We start from the raw sequence: 19,216 nt of genomic DNA on the forward strand, positions 1-19,216 counted from the left end.
GAAAAACTTGTGCGGAACCAATTTGATATCTCTTCGGAAAAAAATAAAATCATAGGAGGATTTTATGAGTAAAGGGTTGATTGCTGCTGAAGCGTTGATTGACGCTGCAATTGAGTATGATTCTTCTGTATTGAAAAATAAGGAGATTCTTGTTGAAAAAGTGCTTAAAGCTGTAAATTCAGTTTTGAGTTCATCTTCTAAATATGTAAATGAAGGAGCTCATTTAAAGTGTTATGTTAAACAGTATTTGGAGGACAAATAATATGAAAAAAACAGTTCTATTTTTTATTATTTCTTTATTTGTAAGTTTTTCAATTTTCTCACAGAGTTCTGATTCTGATTATATCCATGAATATCTTTCAAAAGAATCATCATGTAAAAGTGGAGCAATAACTGATACTTATGGATATGTTGTATTGTCAGGAAGAAAGTATGCAGCATGGTCAGGTATTCCACGATCATTGGCAGAGTATTTGCAGAATGAACTTAATGCTGGAAGGGTTATAGATGATATTTGCTTAACCGAAAAAGGTTCATGGTATTGTGTTGGTGACAAACTTTATGGAGAAGGATGTCCACAAAGTATGCATGATGAAATTAGCGAATATCTAAAAAAAGGAGATAGGATAAACTGTGTTACTTTCAATGATTATGGTGAATGGATGGTAATTACAGATAATCATTTTTCTGCATCTGATGATTATATTCTAGATATTATGAAAGAAGTATCAAAAAAATATGGTTTTATACATGCTGCTTCAATGAATAATCAAGGATTAATCATCGTAGGAAATGATGGTTTTCAATCAAAAGGTAATATTCCAGATTCTTTAGACAAATATTTAAGGTATGATCAATCATTTGACATAAAATACATTAAATTTACAGAAAACGGATCATGGCTTGTTACTGATGGATATTCTAAATATGCATATTCCCTTTACTAAGTCTTACAAGAATATATTATCCTAGTTTCTTTGTGGTTAATTAAATAAGGGAAAATATCTTATTTAATGATAGGAAATTTATGATTTAGCTGCATAAATTTTTTACTATGCCTGTGTATAAAATGAGAGCTGGAGCTTTGACAGGAACACTAGCATGGGTTGGGTCAGCTGTTGGTGGAGGAATTGCTCTAGGTATAGCAACAGTTGCAGCTATACCTCTTGCCGTTGGAGGAGGTGTTTTTGGATTATGGTATTTGTTAGGAGCAGATAGACTAATATTGACAGAGGTACAAATAGAATAGTACTTGAAATTTTTGAAAATGAACAAAACTTTCTAAACAAAATTTGCTTTGGTACGAAGTTGGCGAGAAAAATAAGCAACAGGCAGGTAGTTTTTGAAGCAACCTTCGTACCTGTTTTTATCTTCATAAATAAGCAAACCCGCTCAAAACCAACACTTTATCCCTACCCTTGAATTTTTCCCTCGGTTCAAGTATACTTATCTAAAATCCATCGGAGCTTAAGAGGTTGTCTATGAATATTTACCGATTTTGTGTTAAAAGTAAGAAAGGCTTACACTTCCAAATACCCAAAAATGAGGAGCTTTTAAAGCAGGCCCATATTCTCGGCTTTAAAAACGTTAAAGAAATAAATACGGAAGCCCTTTATTTTGTGCGCGGAAATCTTTCAAATGAAGAAAAGAAGATATTGGCCGACTTCTTGTTTTGCGATGAGCTTTATGAGTACAGCCAAACCGAAGGCTTTACAATAGAAGATAAAAAAAATATTTTCCATATTGAAACAGCCTTAAAGCCGGGAGTTACGGACTCATCTTCACGCGAGGCCTTGAGGGCAGTCAAAGAACTCGGTATTCTCGGCGTTGAAGAAATTACCAGCGGAAAAGCCTACGATATTCAGGGCGAACTGAGCCAAGCCGAAATAGAAAAGATTGCAAAAAGCCTTTTATGCAATGACGTTATAGAACAGTATAAAATAGGCTTTGTAGAACCTTCATGGACTCACGAACATGACGGAAAAAATGAGCCTAATACGAGCGTTGAAATAATAGACATAGCATCCATGAGCGATGATGAACTTTTAGCCCTTTCAAACGAAAGACGGGCTGCTTTGGATATTTATGAGATGAGAGCTATCAGGGAATATTATAAGGAAGAAAAGCGATCTTGTACCGATGCGGAATTTGAAATGATAGCCCAAACTTGGAGCGAGCACTGCGTTCATAAAACTTTTAAGGCAAAAATAGACATTGACGGCTCTTCTCTCACTGAGGAGCAAAAAAAGGCCTATCCCGGTCTTTGTGTAAACAGCATAATTAAAACCTATATCAAAAAGGCCACCGATGACATCAATGCTCCTTGGGTTCTATCTGCCTTTGTGGACAATGCCGGAATTATCGAATTTGACGAAAAATACGAAGTTTCCTTTAAGGCGGAAACTCATAACCATCCTTCCGCCATTGAGCCCTTCGGAGGAGCCAATACCGGAGTCGGAGGTGTTATCAGAGACGTTATGGGCGTTTCAGCCCGTCCCTTTGCCGTAACCGATGTCCTTTGCTTCGGCCATCCCGACACTCCGGCAGAAAATGTTCCCAAGGGAACCCTTCATCCTAAACGCATAATCTCAGGCGTTATAGAAGGAGTTAAGGACTACGGAAACAAGATGGGCATTCCGACCGTAAACGGAGGCGTTCACTACCACGAGGCCTATGCTTCAAATCCTTTAGTCTACTGCGGATGTGCAGGTATTGCCCCCAGAGGCAAGCACCGCACAAAGCCCTCGGCCGGAGATCATATTATTTCTTTAGGCGGAAAAACGGGACGGGACGGCCTTAGAGGAGCTACATTTTCTTCGATGGTAATGGATGCAAGCACCGGTGATGTTGCAGGCTCATCGGTTCAAATTGGAGAACCTATAATTCAAAAAAAGGTAGCGGAAGTTCTTATAGATGCCCGCGACCAAGGTCTTTATTCTGCAATTACCGACTGCGGAGCGGGAGGTTATTCTTCTGCCGTAGGCGAAATGGCTTCGGCCCTCGGCTGCGATGTAGACCTCGCAAAAATCCCCGTAAAATATCAGGGCCTTGCCCCATGGGAGCTCTGGCTTTCGGAGGCACAAGAAAGAATGGTTATCGCCGTTCCCAATGACAAACTCGATGCCTTACAAAAGCTCTGCGATGCCAATGATGTGGAATTGACAAACCTCGGCCGTTTTACAGGAGATGCCGTTTTAAGGGTACGCTTCGGCGAAAAGGAAATAATAAATCTTTCATGCGGCTTTTTACATTCGGGCCCGCCGCAGAGAAAACTAAAAGCGGCTCCTCCAAAAGATGGAAAACCTTTTATAAAATATCCGGAATATAAGGAACTCGATCTGAATGAGGCTCTAAAGGCTGTGATAAATCATCATGCCGTAAATTCAAAAGAAGACATAGTAAGGCTTTACGACCATGAAGTTCAAGGCGGAACAATTCTACGCCCCTATGACGGACCTGAAGGGAATGTGCCTCAGGACGCAGCCGTTATAAAGCCTATGGAAACGGAAGGAAAAAAAGCCGTTGCTATCTCAAATGCCTTAAATCCGAGGCAGGGGCTTTTGGATCCTTATGCAGCCGCAGCAAGTGCAATAGACGAAGCTGTCCGAAACGCCGTTGCAGCCGGAGCAGATCCCGAAAAAACAGCCATCCTCGATAACTTTTGCTTGGGAGATCCCAACCGTCCGGAAACCATGTGGGCTCTGATAGAGATGGCACGTTCTTGCTATGACACAGCCCTTGTCTTTAAAACTCCCTTTATTTCGGGGAAGGATTCCTTTAATAACGAATACCTAAGCTCGGAAGGAAAAAGAGTTTCCATTCCGCCGTCACTTTTAATCTCTGCGATGGGAATAGTTCCCGACATCGGAAAGGTTCCGGGCTCGGACTTTAAAAAAGAAGGTTCGGCTATTTACCTCGTAGGTAAACCTCAATTTTCTTTCGGCGGCTCGGTCTTTGCAGAACTTTTCGGCATTCCTTCAGGAGAAAGCGATGCCGTTCCTCCCTTTAAAAAAGAAGCGGCTGAGCTTTATAAAAAACTTCACTCCAATATAATGAAGGGCTTGGTGCTTTCATGCCACGACCTAAGCGAAGGAGGCCTTGCTGCCGCCCTCTACGAAATGTGTTTAAGCGGAATAGGAGCCGAGTTAAAAGAAGACTTCCACACAAGGCTGGGAGCTTCAAAGATTGCAAGCCTCTTTGGGGAAACCACAGGCTGTCTTCTTGTAGAAATAAAAGAAGAAAACCGTTCAGCCTTTGAAAAGGAAATGGAAGGTGCTTCAATTTACGAGATAGGAAAAACCTGCGGAAAGACAGAATTAAAACTTTAACGAAGGTACTTTAAGGGCGAGGAAATATGAGCGGAATCGATTTAGAAAAAATAAAAGTAGAAACTATAGCCGCTTTAAATGAGCTTCTTGAAGCGGCCTCTTTAAAAGCCGGAGATATACTTGTTCTGGGCTGCAGCACCAGCGAGGTTTCGGGAGGAGTAATCGGTAAGGCATCAAATGAAGAAGTCGGAAGAACAATAGTCTCCGCCCTGCTTTCAGTCCTTGAACCTAAGGGAATCTTTTTGGCGGTTCAAGGCTGCGAACACATAAACCGAGCCCTCGTTATCGAAAAGGAATCTCAAGAAAAATACGGCTTTGAAGAGGTGTCCGTAGTTCCCGCCCTCCACGCAGGAGGAGCCGCTTCCCTCGCCGCCTACAATCTTTTTAAGTCTCCGGTTATGATAGAACATGTAAGGGCCCATGCCGGCATAGACATAGGAGACACCGAAATCGGAATGCATGTAAAATTTGTGCAAGTACCCGTAAGGCTTAAAACCAAGTACATAGGCTCGGCGAGGCTCACAGCCCTAAAAAGCCGCCCCAAATTGATCGGCGGTGAAAGGGCCGTGTATGAAAAATGTTAGAACATCTCGATAAAAAAGATTTTGATAAATATTCTGACTTTGCTTATTCTCTGGCCTTGGATCAAAAAATTTCTTCATACCCAACTTACACCGATGGGATAAAAACAAAAAAAGATTTTATCTTACATGCAAAACGCGGAATAAACGATAAGACTCATCAAATCTTACTTTTTAAATATGAAAAAGAAATTGCCGGCTGGATTCATTATTATGTTTTAGAAAACGATAAACTCATAGCCTTTGAAGCTTTTAATATTCAACATCATTTTGAAATTGCTTTTGATGAGTTTATAAAGTATATAATTCCGAAATATAAGGGGTATAAGATTCATTTCGGATTTCCTGAAATAAATTATTCAGCAATATCTTATTTAAAAAAATGCGAATTTAATTGTATCGAAAAAAGCTATGTAAATATTTTAAAGCTTAAAGACTATATAACAAAAGAAGAAGATAAAAATATTGTTCCTGTAAGCAAAGATAATTTTAATGAGTTTAAAAAACTTCATGATAATTATGATAATATGTACTGGAATTCTGAAAGGTTATATGATGCAATTATAAATCCAAATGAAAAACACAGGTGGTATATTTATCTTTATTATCAAAATCAAAAACTTACCGGAAATATTTATTTTATCTGCATAAATGATTTTATGGAAATATTCGGCATAGATTATGTAGATAAAAAATTTAATCCGGTTATTTTTAAAAACTTAACAATCAAAGCATTAAACAAAGCAAAAGAAATAAAGATTTCACACTTATATTTTTTTGCCGATAAAAATGAGCATTGTATTTTACAGGATTTAGGCTTTACTCATATCGGCAATTATGAATTATATGAAAAAGTATTATAGGCAGAGCTGACAAATAAACGACCTATACAAAATTTACCAAGATTCAACCCGCCAGTCTGCAATAGTCCTTTTTTCTTCATCAAAACTTGAACCGATTGCTATAATTTTTTTACCGCTTCCGGAATACTTGTCTTTGTAGCCTTTCTCTTTGATTTGTTTTACGGCATCTTCTGCCGTTTCGTTTGAAGTAAGTTTAAATTCAAATATATAAACCTTATCTTTAAATTCAACAATGCAGTCAGCCCTTCCCGTTGCACAATGAACTTCCGTATGCACAAACTGATTTATCAATGCGAACACAAGATAAACCGCAGTCTGATAGTTTTGTTCACGCAAGGCTAAATCTTTTTCGGTTAAGTTGTCGTAGGGTATTCCTGAAATTATCCCCTTCATCTTTTGCATAAAGCCGTCTACATCTCCGGCTTCTATCTGCTCGTAGAATTCCCAAATCGAAACTCCCGTTTTATCGGTTCTTATAGAAGTATAAGCCGGAAGCAAGTTATCCAAAAAGCCGTAACGCACTTCATCATTCGGAAAGCCCAAGCGGTAAAGCCTCGAAAAATCGTTATAATCTTTAATCGTTAAATACCCCGATTGAAAAAGAATAGGCAAGGGATTTATTGCATCTGCTCGGTAGGTTTCCATGCCGGACTCGTTCATCTTTACGTTTCCGTCAAGGTCGGGGATATTGTAATAAGCTTTCTTTAAGTATTCTACCAAAAATGTCGGCGTGCCGGTTGCAAACCAATAGCTTGAAAATTCTCGGGAAGCAAAAACATTTAAAAGACTGAAAGGATTATACATAGCCTTTCCCTTTCTGGCAAAAAGGTAGCCGTCATATCTTTGCTTTAACTTTGCAAGAGCTTCCTCATAAGTCAAGCTATTATTTTCTGCGAGGGCTGCAATCTCAGGCTTAAAATCGGTTTCAAGCTCTTCTTGCGAGATACCGCAGATAACCGAATAATCCGACAATAGGCTTAAATCACGTAAGTTGTTTAAATCGCTGAAGATACTCACCTTACTGAATTTTGTAACCCCCGTTAAAAAGGCGAAGCGGAGGTATTGGTCTGCACTTTTAATAACTCCAAAAAAGCCTTTGAGGATTGTGCGGTAGGTTTCGTTTAAGGCTTCATCCTTCCACATAGTTTGAAGGAGAGGCTTATCGTACTCATCGATAAGAACGACAGCCTGCCTGCCGGTTTTTTCATAAGAGCGGTTTATCACTCCGAAAAAGCGTTCGGTAAGAGTATTTTCGGAATCCTTACTGCCGTAAAGTTCTTCCCACCTGCAAAGATGATTATTTAAAAGGCTTTCCAAGTCTTCTCTTGTTTCGTATTTTGAAAGGTTAAAATCCAAATAGAGTACCGGATATTCCTGCCAGATTTCGCGCTTTCCTTTTTCAGCTTCTTCAAGTTTTTCAATAGCCAAACCTTTAAAAAGTTCTTTTTGCCCTAGGAAGTAGGCTTTTAGTGTAGAAAGCAAAAGGCTTTTCCCGAAGCGGCGCGGACGGCTTAAAAAGTGGACACGGCTTTCATTTACTAATTTACAAATAAGCTCTGTCTTATCTACATAGACAAAATTTTCTTTTCGTATAACTTCAAAACTTTGAACGCCTATGGGCATTTTTCTAATTGTACTCATGCTCATATTATATCAAAAAAATATAAAATCTGCAATCAAAAGCTGCGGAGAAAATCTATGTTAAGCCTTTTTTACTTGAATAAGAAAGTCCTTCTTCCGCATATTTTTTTAGTTGGCTTGCGGCAAGTTTTGGGTTTGTGATAACCGAAGGACCGCCTATACAACCGCCTTCACATGACATAACTTCTACAAGGTTGGGCGTGGACGAATCATGAGGGATCTCTCCGCTTTGAATTTTACCATAAGAGGCAAGCTGCTTCATTCCTTCCTTATTAAGGCCGTTTATAAGCACGGGGCGAAGGTTTTCAGGTTTTTTAAGGCGTACTCTTACAGCCTCGGCAACTCCGCCTGAGGCAGCAAATCCCCTTCCCGAAGAGGTAGGCGTAATTTTTCCGGGCAAGGCATCTTCCTTAGAAATATCTATTTCTTTGGCAGTAAGCAAGGCTCCCAATTCTTCTATAGACAAAACATAGTCTACAAACTCGTCTTCCAAGCCCTCCCTCCTCTTTGCAAGACATGGGCCTATAAATACGGTAACACAGCCAGGGTCTTCTTTTTTTGCCAACTCAGCCGTATAGTGCATCGGGCTTCTTGTATCCGAAATACAGGGAACAAGTGCCGGAACATGTTTTTTTACTGCCCTGACATAGGCAGGACAGCAGGATGTAGTCATTAAGATATGGCCGTGTTCCATTCTCTCTTCAAACTCGGAAGCTTCACGGTCAGCTGTTATGTCCGCACCTATAGCTACCTCCCAGACCTTATCGAAGCCGGCTTTTTTTAAGGCAGACTCAAGCTGTCCCGAAACAGCCTTAAACTGGGCTGCAACCGCAGGAGCATAGAGGGCAGAAACCTTTTTTCCGCTCATTAAATGCTTTATTACATCCACAATCTGTCCCTTATCCATCATGGCTCCGAAAGGACATTCCCTCATGCAGTTTCCGCAAAAGATACATTTATGGTAATCGATTCTTTCTTTACCGTTTTCGTCTTTTGAGATAGCGCCCACCGGACAGGACTCTTCACACGGAACGGGAATTTTTATAACGGCATGGTAGGGGCAGTTTTTTAAACAGATACCGCAGTTTATACATTTTTCTTCATCAATACGGGCTCTTCCTCCCGAAATCGCTATAGCGGTTTTAGGGCAGTTCATCATGCAGGGACGGGCAACACAGGCTTGACAAGCATTTGTAATCATATATTTACTTTTTACGCAGGCATTACAGGCCTCATCCAAAACGGTGAGCATTGGCCATGTCGGTTTTTTTCTTTCTAAAGCTTCTTTTGCAAATTGAGCCAAGGTCTTTTCTTCATCATAATTTTCCAAAGAACAGCCGAGCCTTGCAATTACCCTATGCCTCATTATTTCTCTATCATGAAAAATACAGCATCTTATAGGTGTACTGTTTCGCGGCACCATTTCCCTCGGAATATAGTGAACTCCTTCTTCAAGCTTGCCTTCAAGCTGGAGCTTGGCAATGCGTACAAGAATTTCTCTTTTAATATTAGATGTGTTATTATTTATGTTAAGCATACTCTCTCCTAAAAAACGGCAGATTAAATATATATAAAAAAATATTTATGTAGTCAAGAGGCAGGAATAGGGCAAACTAAATTTAAAAACTGATGTTTTTGAAGGCTCCCCATTATAAAATAAACGGGAATTTTGTGAATTTGAAAAATCATTAGTAGTATTGACAAAATATAAAAATACAGTTAGTATAAACAAAAGTAAGTTTCAAAATAAAAATTTTATAAACTTAGCACTTTTTAATATTTTTTATAGAAGGCAAAATATGAAATTTAAATATGTAATTAAAAGATTACTCATAGCCGTCCCCACTTTTTTGGGCATAACTTTCTTTACATATTTAATTCTTTCTATGGCTGGAAGTCCGCTTGATGCATACTTAGCTGATCCAAGAATAACGGTAATGGAGCTTGAAAGAAAAAGAAATTCTCTTGGGCTGGATCAATCTATATTCATTCAATACTTTATATGGTTAAAAAATTTTTTAATATGGATCTCGGATTTTCGTTTCAATCACAAAGACCCGTAACACAAATGATTTTTGAAAGAATGGGTATTACAGCTTTATTGGCTGGATCTTCACTGCTTCTCTCCTTATTGATTTCAATTCCGTTAGGAATATTCTCTGCATCTAAACCTAATAGTTTTAGAGACCACGCCAGCAGCGCATTTTCATTTATTCTAGTAGCTACACCTAATTTTTTTATGGGGCTAATATTAATATATTTTTGTGCAATTAAATTAAGACTTCTTCCATCAGGAGGCTTGTTTGATGCAAGCGGAAAGAAAACTGCTCTTATGCTATTAAAACACATGATTTTACCAACTTTGGTTCTATCATTTCAACAAATAGGCAGCTGGATGCGTTACATGAGGGGCAGTATGCTTGAAGTATTGCAAGAAGATTATATCACTACAGCAAGAGCAAAAGGCCTAAAAAGAAATCAAGTTTATTATACACATGCGCTTAAAAATTCACTTATACCTATTATAACTGTAGTAGGTATGTCAATTCCTTCATTGGTTGGAGGTGCAGTGGTTACAGAACAAGTGTTTGGATGGCCGGGAATAGGAACTTTAATGGTTCAAGCCATTAATGCTAAAGATTACCCTGTAATTATGGGTATTACAGTAAATATATCTATTGCCGTATTAATTGCGAATTTAATAACAGATCTGGCTTATGGATTAGTTGATCCTAGAATTTCATATAAGTAGGCGTACATTATGGAAAACAATATAACAGAAGACAAAACATATTTTTCAGAAAATATATCTGAAGAAAAAAAGAACACTTATTTTAATGAAGTTATGGAAAAATTATTAAATAATAAATTAGCAATGGCCGGTTTAATATTTTTTTACTTCTATCTCTTTTAGTAATTATTTTACCTTTTATTTTAAAATTAGATCCATACACATCAGATCCGGCTGCATTTAATTCTGCGCCGACAAGTTCACATATCCTTGGTACTGATGCCATAGGAAGAGATTTATTTGCAAGATTAATATATGGAGGCCGTACATCACTTATGGTCGGAGTTGTATCGACATTAATATCTCTTAGCATAGGAGTTCCTTTAGGATTAATTGCAGGCTACTATAAAAAAATCTGGGAAGTATTTATCATGAGATTGGGAGATATATTTTTATCCTTTCCTTCAATAATTTTAATTTTAGTATTAGTATCTGTAATAGGTCCGTCAATATGGTCTGTTACCATTGTATTAGGAGTTTTGCAGTGGACAGTATTTGCCCGATTAATATATGCAAATGTGCTTAGTATAAAGGAAAAGGAGTATATTGAAGCGGCAAGATCAATAGGCACTTCAAATTTTTCAATTATTTTAAAATATATTTTACCAAATGCTTTTCCTCCAATTTTAATAACAGTTACATTTAATGTTGCAAGAGCAATTTTAAGTGAATCAGCCTTGAGTTTTCTTGGGATGGGTGTTCAGCCGCCAAAAGCAAGTTGGGGTAATATGCTATATGATGCTCAATCTATTACTGTCTTATCAAGATATTATTGGGTATGGCTTCCTCCTGGATTATGCATTGTACTTACAGTACTAAGTATCAATTTCTTTGGAGATGGAATTAGGGACGCTTTGGATCCGCGTTTAAAGATCCAAGTAAAATAAAAAGGAAGGTTTCAAAATGAAAAAAGAAATCAAGAAAATGAGATGGATTATGTATGTTGCGTTATTCATAATCGCAATTATTTTATCTGCATGCGGAAACTCTGAAACTGCAGATGTACAGACAAAAAAAATTGTTTCTGTAGCTATTGCAAAGCCATGGGATTCAATGATGCCGCTTAATACAAACAGCAATTACAGTAGATTTGTTTATGATCAAATCTATGATAGATTGTTTATGTCAAAGGCAAATGGTGATTATGAACCTCGATTGGCAAAAAGTTGGAAATTGAATGCAGACAGTTCTGCAATAACTTTTAAGTTGCAAGAAAATGTAAAGTGGCACGATGGAACACCCTTTACTGCCGCAGATGTTGTTTTCAGTTTCCAAATGTATTCTAACTCTGAAGTCGATGCACTGAGCCGATATCATTTGCAATACATTAAAGGAGTTGATTCATCAGGTGTTCAAATTTCGGATAAATCCATAGCAGTATTTGCAAATAGTGATTATGAAGTTACATTTGAATTTAAAAAGCCCATGTATTTCGGAAGTGTTATGAATGACTTAGATACAGTATTTATTATTCCAAAACACATTTTTGAAGGGAAAACCCCGCAAGAAATAAATGCACCTGAATTATGGGCGAAAGCAATAGGAACAGGGCCATTTAAATATGAAAGCGAAATCAGCGGAGAAAGAATGGAGTTAGTCAGAAATGAAAACTACTTCCAAGGAACGCCTGATATTGAACGTTTGGTTATAAGAGTTGTAGATACTACAAGTTTACTGGCTAACTTGATGAGTAAAGATGTAGATATAAATGTATTAGGTTCTATTCCATTACAAGATTGGAGTGCAGCCGTAGAAGATAAAAACATCAACACCACGTCAGTTCCCACAACAAACTATACTATGCTCATTATCAACATCCAAAAGCCATATATGACAAAACCTGTACGGCAAGCAATAAATATGGCTCTAAACAGAGGAATATATGTTAATTCTCTTTATCAGGGACAAGCTGTGCCGATTGTAACACCTATTTCACCTCTTAGTCCATATTACAACGAAAAGGTAAGTATTTGGTTTGATAAAGAAAAAGCAAAGCAAATTTTGATCCAAGAAAATTTTCCGTTTGATACAACATTAAAATTCTATACTTCAGCGGGAGGAGATAATCAACGGTTAGCTGCTTTAATTATTCAGGACTTAGAAGCAATTGGTTTAAAAGTAGAAATCATTCAAGCGGACTTTTCAAAACTAATGGCTGACATGAGAAAAGGTAGTCATGATTTTGGAACAATAGGATCCGGAGGATCAATGGACCCCGGAGAAAGCCGGGAAATGATTGCGACAGATAGTGCAGTAAACTTTTCACATATTAAGGACACAAGGCTCAGCGATTTAATTGATGAAGGAAATGATAAGCTTGATTTTAATGAAAGAAAGATTATTTTCGATAAGTATCAAGAAGCTGTTAAAGATGAGTCCGCTATTGCTTATTTGTTTACAAAAAATAGTCTGGTAGGTTATAATCCAAAACTGGATAATGTTATCATTGAAGACTTTTCCAATCTTAACTGGAAAATTTGGACGTGGAAAGTAAAATAATATTATGAAGTAACAGACTTAAAAAGTCTGTTACTTCAACAAAAGGAAACAAATGCCAAAACTTTTATCCGTAAAAGAATTAACTGTAAGATTTGCAGGAAAAACAGGATATACTACAATTGTTGATAGAGTTTCATTCGATGTTCAAAATGGGGAAATCCTTTGTGTTGTTGGGGAATCCGGATGCGGGAAAAGTACTATCGCAATGTCGATTTTACAATTATTATCAATCAACGGGGAAATATCAGGAGGGCATATTATCATGGACGGACAAGAGCTGACAGCTCTCACCGAAGATGAAATGTGTGAAGTCAGAGGAAATAATATTTCCATGATTTTTCAAGATCCTATGTCCTCACTAAATCCAACAAAAACTGTTGCGTCACAGTTAATAGAACCATATATAATACATAAGGGAATGAAAAGAAAGGCTGCCAGGACTGAGGCTCTCAAAATGTTAAAAGATGTGGGGATTCCAAATCCGGAAAAAAGATTAGATGAATATCCGCATCAATTGTCCGGAGGTATGCGCCAAAGGGTAATGATTGCAATGGCCTTAGCCTGTCAGCCAAAACTTTTGATTGCTGATGAACCGACTACGGCTCTAGATGTTACTATACAAGCTCAAATACTTGATTTGATGAGAACACTAAGAAAAGAAAGAGGAACAGCCATTGTTTTTATTACACATGATCTTGGTGTTGTAGCAGAAATGGCTGATAAGGTGCTTGTATTGTATGCGGGACATGCAGTTGAATATAATACTGTGGAAAAAGTTTTTAACTGCCCAAAACATCCTTATACCATGGGATTGCTAAAATCAATACCTCCTGTGGACAAACATATTGATTTTTTGCCGTCAATTGAAGGGATTGTGCCAACACCGGGGAATATGCCTAAAGGATGCCGATTTTACCCGAGATGTAAAAATAGAATGGAAATCTGTAAAAACAGAGAGCCTAAAGAATATAATCTTGAAGATGGTTGGGTAAAATGTTTTTTGTACAGCAATTTAAAAGAGGATAAAAATGAGCTCTGAATACCTGCTGGAAACAGTAAATTTAAATAAACACTTCTCTGAATCAAGGAGCCTTTTTAATTGGAAACCTAAATCAGTAAAGGCTGTAAACAATGTAAACATAAAAGTCAGACCCAAAGAAGTACTTGGTTTGGTTGGAGAATCAGGTTGCGGCAAAAGTACATTAGGTAGAACAATACTGCGTTTACTACCTGCAACAAGCGGAAAAATATTATATAGGGGCGATGATATTTTAAAATATAATAATAAACAGATGTTTGAGTTGAGAAAAAAAATGCAAATTATATTTCAAGATGTATACAGCTCACTGAATCCGCGAATGACTGTCGGTGATATTATTACAGCCCCCCTAAATGTTTTTAAGGATGGGGATAAAAAATACAGACGAAATAAAGTTATAGAAATTCTAGAAGAAGTAGGCCTTCGGGCACAATATTTAAATCGATTCCCTCATGAATTTTCAGGAGGCCAGAGGCAAAGAATTGTAATTGCCCGCTCTTTAATAATGAATCCTGAACTGGTGATTTGTGACGAACCTGTTTCGGCATTAGATGTTTCAGTCAGAGCTCAGGTTTTAAATTTAATGAAAAAACTTAAAGAAGAAAAGGGATTAACATATATTTTCATATCTCATGATTTAAGTGTAGTAAATCATATAAGTGATAGAATAGCAGTTATGTATCTTGGAAATGTTATTGAATTGGCAGAACGAGACGAATTATTTAAAAATGCTTTTCACCCATATACTAAAGCTCTTTTATCTGCTGTTCCTATTGCAAGTATGGAAGTTAGAAAAAATAGAATTATTTTAAAAGGGGATATTCCCAATCCATATGATCCGCCAAAAGGATGTTGCTTTAATACACGATGTCCAAAAGTTACTCAAAGATGCAGAGAGGAAATTCCGGAATTAAAAACACTGGCCAATGATCATTTATGCGCCTGTTTTTATCCTGATTAAATATTTATATTTATGGAGGTTTTATGTCAACATTTAAAGCGAAAGTAAGAAGAGAGGAAAAATTCAGAATGAAATGCGAATCAGGCAATCACACTATGCTGCTGGATGAACCAATAAAAGCGGGAGGAACGGACTTAGCCATGAATCCTGTTGAAGCACTTCTATCATCTCTCGGAGCATGCAAATGTATAAATGCTTGGATTTTTGCTGAACAATTCGGTATTAATCTTAAAGATATAGTTTTTGAAATAGAAGGTGATATAGGAGCACTGGAAAAAGTAAATAATTGCCTACCCTTGATTTTTAAAAGCATTCATACTAAAGTTACCGTATTCTCAGATAATACGGAAGAAGAGATCAAAAAGTTTATAGAATATATTGAACTTCGTTGTCCTGTAAGGAATACTATTATTAATCAAGTACCATGTACAAGTGAAATTATAATAAAATAGTTTACCTTTGGAGAAAGAAAGATGATTCCATTTAGAAATTATCTAAAAAAAATGGTCTTCGTTTTATTTTTAGCGGTACTATCCTTCTACGTTTATGGGTTTGACCTCAATTCTTATTGGTCCTTGGGAGATGCAAAACTTGGAGGCATCTTCCAAGCACAAAAACCTAAGGCTGCAGGAGACATAAATATTTCCGCATTTAAGTTTTATTTTAAAGACTTGGATTCGGGATTTAATTTATCCTTGAGTCCTTTTTATATGGATATAAAAGCCAGCAATAAAGAAATAGAAACCATCAACAGTGCTGCCGACCAAAGATTAGCTTTTTTAAAACACGGACTATTTATTATGTCTTTTATAAATGCAGAATTAAGCTTCAATACTTTAAATTTTATATCCGATACTTTTGAACTAAATCTTTTTACGAGTATTCATGCCGCCGATCCTGTCATAATCTCAAGGTTTCAAATAAATGCAGGCTTGGAGTTTGCAATTACAAAAGAAATATATCCGTTTGCAGGAAGAAAATATCCTTTAAAATCAAAACTTTTAAGTACAAGGACAGGATTTAGATACACCGATAATAAACCTTTTTTCTTTTGTGATATAGGTTTTGACTTAGGTTCCATTTTATTTATTTTTAAAGGCGACTACGAAAAGGCAAAAGAAAAGGCTCAAAAAGAAACCGTAAAGGATATTTTTGATAAGGATTAAATTAAAAATTACTTGATTAGTAGAAAATTATTTGGGATGATTATAATGTACCAATTTGATATTTCTTTAATAAAAAAATACCACAATAAATCTCAGATAGTGAGAGTTTTAACCGAGGATTGGGTACTAAAAAACTTTAATTGCCCGATTTGCGGTAAATTTAAAATTGAGGCATATCCAAATAACTATCCGGCAGGAGATTTTTTCTGTAAAAACTGTAAATCGGATTTTGAGCTAAAAAGTAAAAAAAGCATCTCCGGAAAATTACCGAATATAATTATGGATGGTGCCTATAAAACAATGATTGAAAGAATTACATCTTCAAAAAATCCTAACTTTCTTTTTCTAACCTATAAGGACTACGAGGTATCAAATTTCATTTTGATACCAAATCATTTTTTTACTCCATCTATTATTTTAAAGAGAAAACCTCTATCAAATACGGCAAAACGAGCCGGATGGGTAGGATGCAATATAGATATTTCGAGAATTCCTGATGCAGGAAAATTATTTATAATAAAAGACAAAATCGAAACAGATCCGAAAGAAATAATAAACAAATATGCAAAAATAAAATCCCTAAAAAAGACCAATATTGAATCGCGAGGCTGGCTGCTTGATATCATAGCTTGTATAGAAAAAATAAGCGCAGAAGAGTTTTCTTTAAACCAAATATACGCCTTTGAAAATGAGTTGAAATTAAAACATCCTGAAAATAATTTTATCAAAGACAAGATAAGACAACAACTCCAATATTTAAGAGACAAGGGATTTATCAAATTTTTAGGAGAAGGAAAGTACAAAAAATTATAAATCTCCCTCCCCTTGTCCCTCCCTCCCTATTTTGATATACTTGAACAAAACATCAGTACCTTACTTATGGAGGAAAAGATGAACATACTGCTTGTCGGATCAGGCGGAAGGGAACATGCAATAGCCTTAAAGCTAAAAGAATCTCCTTCTCTCGGTAAACTTTTTATAGCTCCCGGAAACGGAGGCACGGCTTTCTTGGGTGAAAACGTGCCCATAAAGGCCGACGACATCGAAGGGCTTGCCGATTTTACTCTTTCTGCCTCAATAGACCTTGTAATTGCAGGCCCAGAGGTTCCTTTATGTCTAGGCCTTGAAGACCTGATAAAAGAAAAAGCAAAAGCTCAAAACAAAAAAATAGCATTTTTCGGGCCGTCAAAGGCTTGTGCCCGATTGGAGGCATCCAAAGATTTTTCCAAAGAGATGATGAGCCTTCTTTCCATTCCCACGGCAAAATATTCTTCTTTTACCGATTTTCAAAAAGCAAAAAAATATATTGAAAATTTGGATTACCCCTTTGTAATAAAGGCTGACGGCCTTGCGGCTGGAAAAGGCGTTATCCTGCCTGACTCAAAAGAGGAAGGCATAGCCGAACTTAAAAATATAATGATCAAAAAACAATTCGGAACATCAGGAGACAAGGTTGTTATAGAAGAACGCCTTGAAGGGGAAGAGGTTTCAATACTTGCCTTTTCGGACGGAGAAAAAATAGCCGTAATGCCGCCTTCACAGGATCACAAGCGCCTAAAAGACAATGATGAAGGCCCCAACACCGGAGGGATGGGAGCCTACGCCCCTACCCCAATCTGCTCCTACAAAGAAGCCGAAAAATATGCAGCTCTTACGATTCTTCCCATTATAAAAGAAATGAAAAAAAGAGGCACACCCTACATCGGGGTTCTATATGCAGGCCTCATGCTCATAAAGGAAGGCAAAGGTTTTGCCCCTAAAGTGCTTGAATATAATTGCCGCTTCGGAGATCCCGAAACCCAAGTCTTAATGCAGCTTTTTGACGGAGACCTTGCCCTAACCATGAGCTCTTGCGCAGAAGGAAGGCTGGACAAAGCTATGCCTAAATGGAAGAAAGGCTATGCAGCAACTGTCGTGCTTGCAAGTGAAGGCTATCCTCTTTCTTCATCAAAACCGGTAGAATTGTCCGCTTCGGAATTGGAAGGTTCCACTGAGATGAGCGTAATACATGCAGGCACAACTCTTAAAGACTCCAAAATTTTCGCATCAGGCGGAAGGGTTCTTTGTATAAGCTCAAATGATAAGAGCTTACAAAAAGCTATGGATAATATCTATGCAAAAATAAAAACCATAAACTTTCCCGGAGTACAATACAGAAAGGACATTGCAAAACGCGGACTGGAACATCTAAACAAACTTAAATAAACATTTATTTAAATATAAAATAAAAAGGAAGAAATAAAATGAACGAAACAAAAAATAAAAACAAAGAGCTATCCAATGACAAAAGCCAAGAGCTATCCAATGATAGAAGCTCGGTATACAGCGCCTCAGGCGTAAACATTGATGCAGGAAATGAGGCCGTCCGCTTAATGAGTGCAGCGGTTAAGTCAACCTTTAATAAATCCGTTCTTTCGGATGTAGGCACCTTCGGGGGGCTTTTCGGAACCGAAGAGCTTTTTAAAATGAAAAAACCCGTTCTTGTAGGTTCTACGGACGGAGTCGGAACAAAAGTAAAAATAGCAGCCGAGGCCGGTATCTACACAACAATAGGCCAAGACATAGTAAACCACTGCATTGATGACATCCTCGTTCAAGGGGCAAAACCCCTTTTCTTTTTGGACTATGTTGCAAGTTCAAAGTTAAACCCGCAAATGATTGCCGACATAGTAGGAGGCATGGCAAAGGCTTGTAAAGAATCGGGCTGCGCCCTCATAGGAGGCGAAACTGCAGAAATGCCCGGAGTTTATATGGAAGGAGAATTCGACATAGCCGGAACCATTGTCGGAGCAGTAGATGAAGAAAAAATTCTTCCCAAAAAAGAAATAAAAGAGGGAGACCTCCTGATAGGTCTTGCCTCGGACAGTCCCCATACAAACGGATACTCATTGATTAGAACAGCCTTTAAGGGTATAGATCTTAATACCGTCTATCCGGAATTAAAAGCACCCTTACATGAGGTTCTATTAAAACCTCACCGCTCCTATCTTAATGTACTCTATCCGATCTTACAAAAACATCCCGAAATCGTAAAAGCCCTCGCCCACATCACAGGCGGCGGTTTTATCGAAAACATCCCGAGAGTTATTCCTACAGGCCTCGTTATCAAAGTAAAAAAAGGCTCGTGGCCCGTCCCGCCCCTTTACCCCCTTATCCAAAAACTGACAGGTGCAAGCGGGGACGAAATGTACAGAATCTTCAATATGGGAATTGGAATGATAGCCGTAGTTTCCCCAGACATGGCCGAAAAATACCGTGAGCTTGTAGGAGAAGAATCATGGATAATCGGCAAGCTGGAAAAAGCTGACAATCAAACCCAAAAACCCCTAACAATATTAGAGTGATTT

At 37.5% G+C, this 19,216-nt stretch carries 19 protein-coding genes; 17 read left to right on the forward strand and 2 right to left on the reverse strand.

All coding sequences use genetic code 11. The annotated features are described in order from the left end of the window. The first annotated feature begins 64 nt into the window (after positions 1-64). The 5 genes from JO40_RS12235 to JO40_RS12260 all read left to right on the forward strand — a co-directional run bounded on the left by JO40_RS12235 (position 65) and on the right by JO40_RS12260 (position 5,772). Complete coding sequence (locus JO40_RS12235) at positions 65-262, forward strand: hypothetical protein (RefSeq protein ID WP_044979551.1); 198 nt, start codon at positions 65-67, stop codon at positions 260-262. Between the two features lies 1 nt (position 263). Beyond that, complete coding sequence (locus tag JO40_RS12240) at positions 264-947, forward strand: hypothetical protein (RefSeq protein ID WP_044979552.1); 684 nt, start codon at positions 264-266, stop codon at positions 945-947. A gap of 534 nt (positions 948-1,481) precedes the next feature. Then, the gene (gene purL, locus JO40_RS12250) at positions 1,482-4,328 is read left to right on the forward strand and encodes a phosphoribosylformylglycinamidine synthase subunit PurL (RefSeq protein WP_044979554.1); all 2,847 of its coding nucleotides are present in this window, start codon (positions 1,482-1,484) and stop codon (positions 4,326-4,328) included. Positions 4,329-4,354: 26 nt separating this feature from the next. Then, the gene (locus JO40_RS12255) at positions 4,355-4,912 is read left to right on the forward strand and encodes a TIGR01440 family protein (RefSeq protein ID WP_044979555.1); all 558 of its coding nucleotides are present in this window, start codon (positions 4,355-4,357) and stop codon (positions 4,910-4,912) included. Then, positions 4,906-5,772: a hypothetical protein gene (locus JO40_RS12260; RefSeq protein ID WP_044979556.1), complete on the forward strand. Its 867-nt coding sequence runs from the start codon at positions 4,906-4,908 to the stop codon at positions 5,770-5,772. The genes JO40_RS12255 and JO40_RS12260 overlap by 7 nt, the downstream gene beginning before the upstream one ends. 33 nt (positions 5,773-5,805) lie before the next feature. Here JO40_RS12260 and JO40_RS12265 read toward each other — a convergent pair whose 3' ends face one another. Both JO40_RS12265 and JO40_RS12270 read right to left on the reverse strand, forming a co-directional pair. Continuing rightward, entirely contained in the window at positions 5,806-7,413 is a 1,608-nt protein-coding gene (locus JO40_RS12265) for an ATP-binding protein (protein WP_044979557.1), read from the reverse strand. 55 nt (positions 7,414-7,468) lie between these two features. Next, positions 7,469-8,950: a 4Fe-4S dicluster domain-containing protein gene (locus JO40_RS12270; protein ID WP_044979558.1), complete on the reverse strand. Its 1,482-nt coding sequence runs from the start codon at positions 8,948-8,950 to the stop codon at positions 7,469-7,471. A gap of 262 nt (positions 8,951-9,212) precedes the next feature. Here JO40_RS12270 and JO40_RS14930 point away from each other — a divergent pair, with 262 nt between their 5' ends. The 12 genes from JO40_RS14930 (at position 9,213) to purM (ending at position 19,213) form a co-directional block, all read left to right on the forward strand. Continuing rightward, the gene (locus JO40_RS14930; RefSeq protein ID WP_245608908.1) at positions 9,213-9,476 is read left to right on the forward strand and encodes an ABC transporter permease family protein; all 264 of its coding nucleotides are present in this window, start codon (positions 9,213-9,215) and stop codon (positions 9,474-9,476) included. Next, complete coding sequence (locus JO40_RS12275) at positions 9,416-10,165, forward strand: ABC transporter permease (RefSeq protein WP_245608909.1); 750 nt, start codon at positions 9,416-9,418, stop codon at positions 10,163-10,165. The genes JO40_RS14930 and JO40_RS12275 overlap by 61 nt, the downstream gene beginning before the upstream one ends. Before the next feature lie 9 nt (positions 10,166-10,174). Then, entirely contained in the window at positions 10,175-10,327 is a 153-nt protein-coding gene (locus tag JO40_RS14935) for a hypothetical protein (protein ID WP_245608910.1), read from the forward strand. Positions 10,328-10,479: 152 nt separating this feature from the next. Next, positions 10,480-11,091 carry an ABC transporter permease gene (locus JO40_RS12280; RefSeq protein WP_245608911.1) on the forward strand — a complete coding sequence of 204 codons (612 nt, stop codon included), beginning with the start codon at positions 10,480-10,482 and terminating at the stop codon, positions 11,089-11,091. Positions 11,092-11,107: 16 nt separating this feature from the next. Beyond that, complete coding sequence (locus JO40_RS12285) at positions 11,108-12,703, forward strand: ABC transporter substrate-binding protein (protein WP_044979559.1); 1,596 nt, start codon at positions 11,108-11,110, stop codon at positions 12,701-12,703. A gap of 52 nt (positions 12,704-12,755) precedes the next feature. Continuing rightward, positions 12,756-13,742 carry an ABC transporter ATP-binding protein gene (locus JO40_RS12290; RefSeq protein ID WP_044979560.1) on the forward strand — a complete coding sequence of 329 codons (987 nt, stop codon included), beginning with the start codon at positions 12,756-12,758 and terminating at the stop codon, positions 13,740-13,742. Continuing rightward, entirely contained in the window at positions 13,732-14,703 is a 972-nt protein-coding gene (locus JO40_RS12295) for an ABC transporter ATP-binding protein (RefSeq protein WP_044979561.1), read from the forward strand. The genes JO40_RS12290 and JO40_RS12295 overlap by 11 nt, the downstream gene beginning before the upstream one ends. Before the next feature lie 23 nt (positions 14,704-14,726). Next, positions 14,727-15,155, forward strand: a complete 429-nt coding sequence (locus JO40_RS12300) for an OsmC family protein (RefSeq protein ID WP_044979562.1) — start codon at positions 14,727-14,729, stop codon at positions 15,153-15,155. Between the two features lie 21 nt (positions 15,156-15,176). Further along, on the forward strand, positions 15,177-15,869 hold the full coding sequence (locus JO40_RS12305) for a hypothetical protein (protein WP_044979563.1): 693 nt from the start codon (positions 15,177-15,179) through the stop codon (positions 15,867-15,869). 45 nt (positions 15,870-15,914) lie between these two features. Further along, on the forward strand, positions 15,915-16,682 hold the full coding sequence (locus JO40_RS12310; RefSeq protein WP_245608912.1) for a DpnI domain-containing protein: 768 nt from the start codon (positions 15,915-15,917) through the stop codon (positions 16,680-16,682). A 78-nt stretch (positions 16,683-16,760) separates the two neighbouring features. After that, positions 16,761-18,074, forward strand: coding sequence for a phosphoribosylamine--glycine ligase (purD, locus tag JO40_RS12315; protein ID WP_044979565.1), 1,314 nt, complete (start codon positions 16,761-16,763; stop codon positions 18,072-18,074). A 38-nt stretch (positions 18,075-18,112) separates the two neighbouring features. Next, positions 18,113-19,213 (forward strand): phosphoribosylformylglycinamidine cyclo-ligase, encoded by a 1,101-nt coding sequence (purM, locus tag JO40_RS12320; RefSeq protein ID WP_044979566.1) that lies wholly within the window; start codon positions 18,113-18,115, stop codon positions 19,211-19,213. Positions 19,214-19,216 lie beyond the last annotated feature (3 nt).

It is taken from the genome of Treponema putidum (genome assembly GCF_000755145.1).
Taxonomy (GTDB): Bacteria; Spirochaetota; Spirochaetia; order Treponematales; family Treponemataceae; genus Treponema_B; species Treponema_B putidum.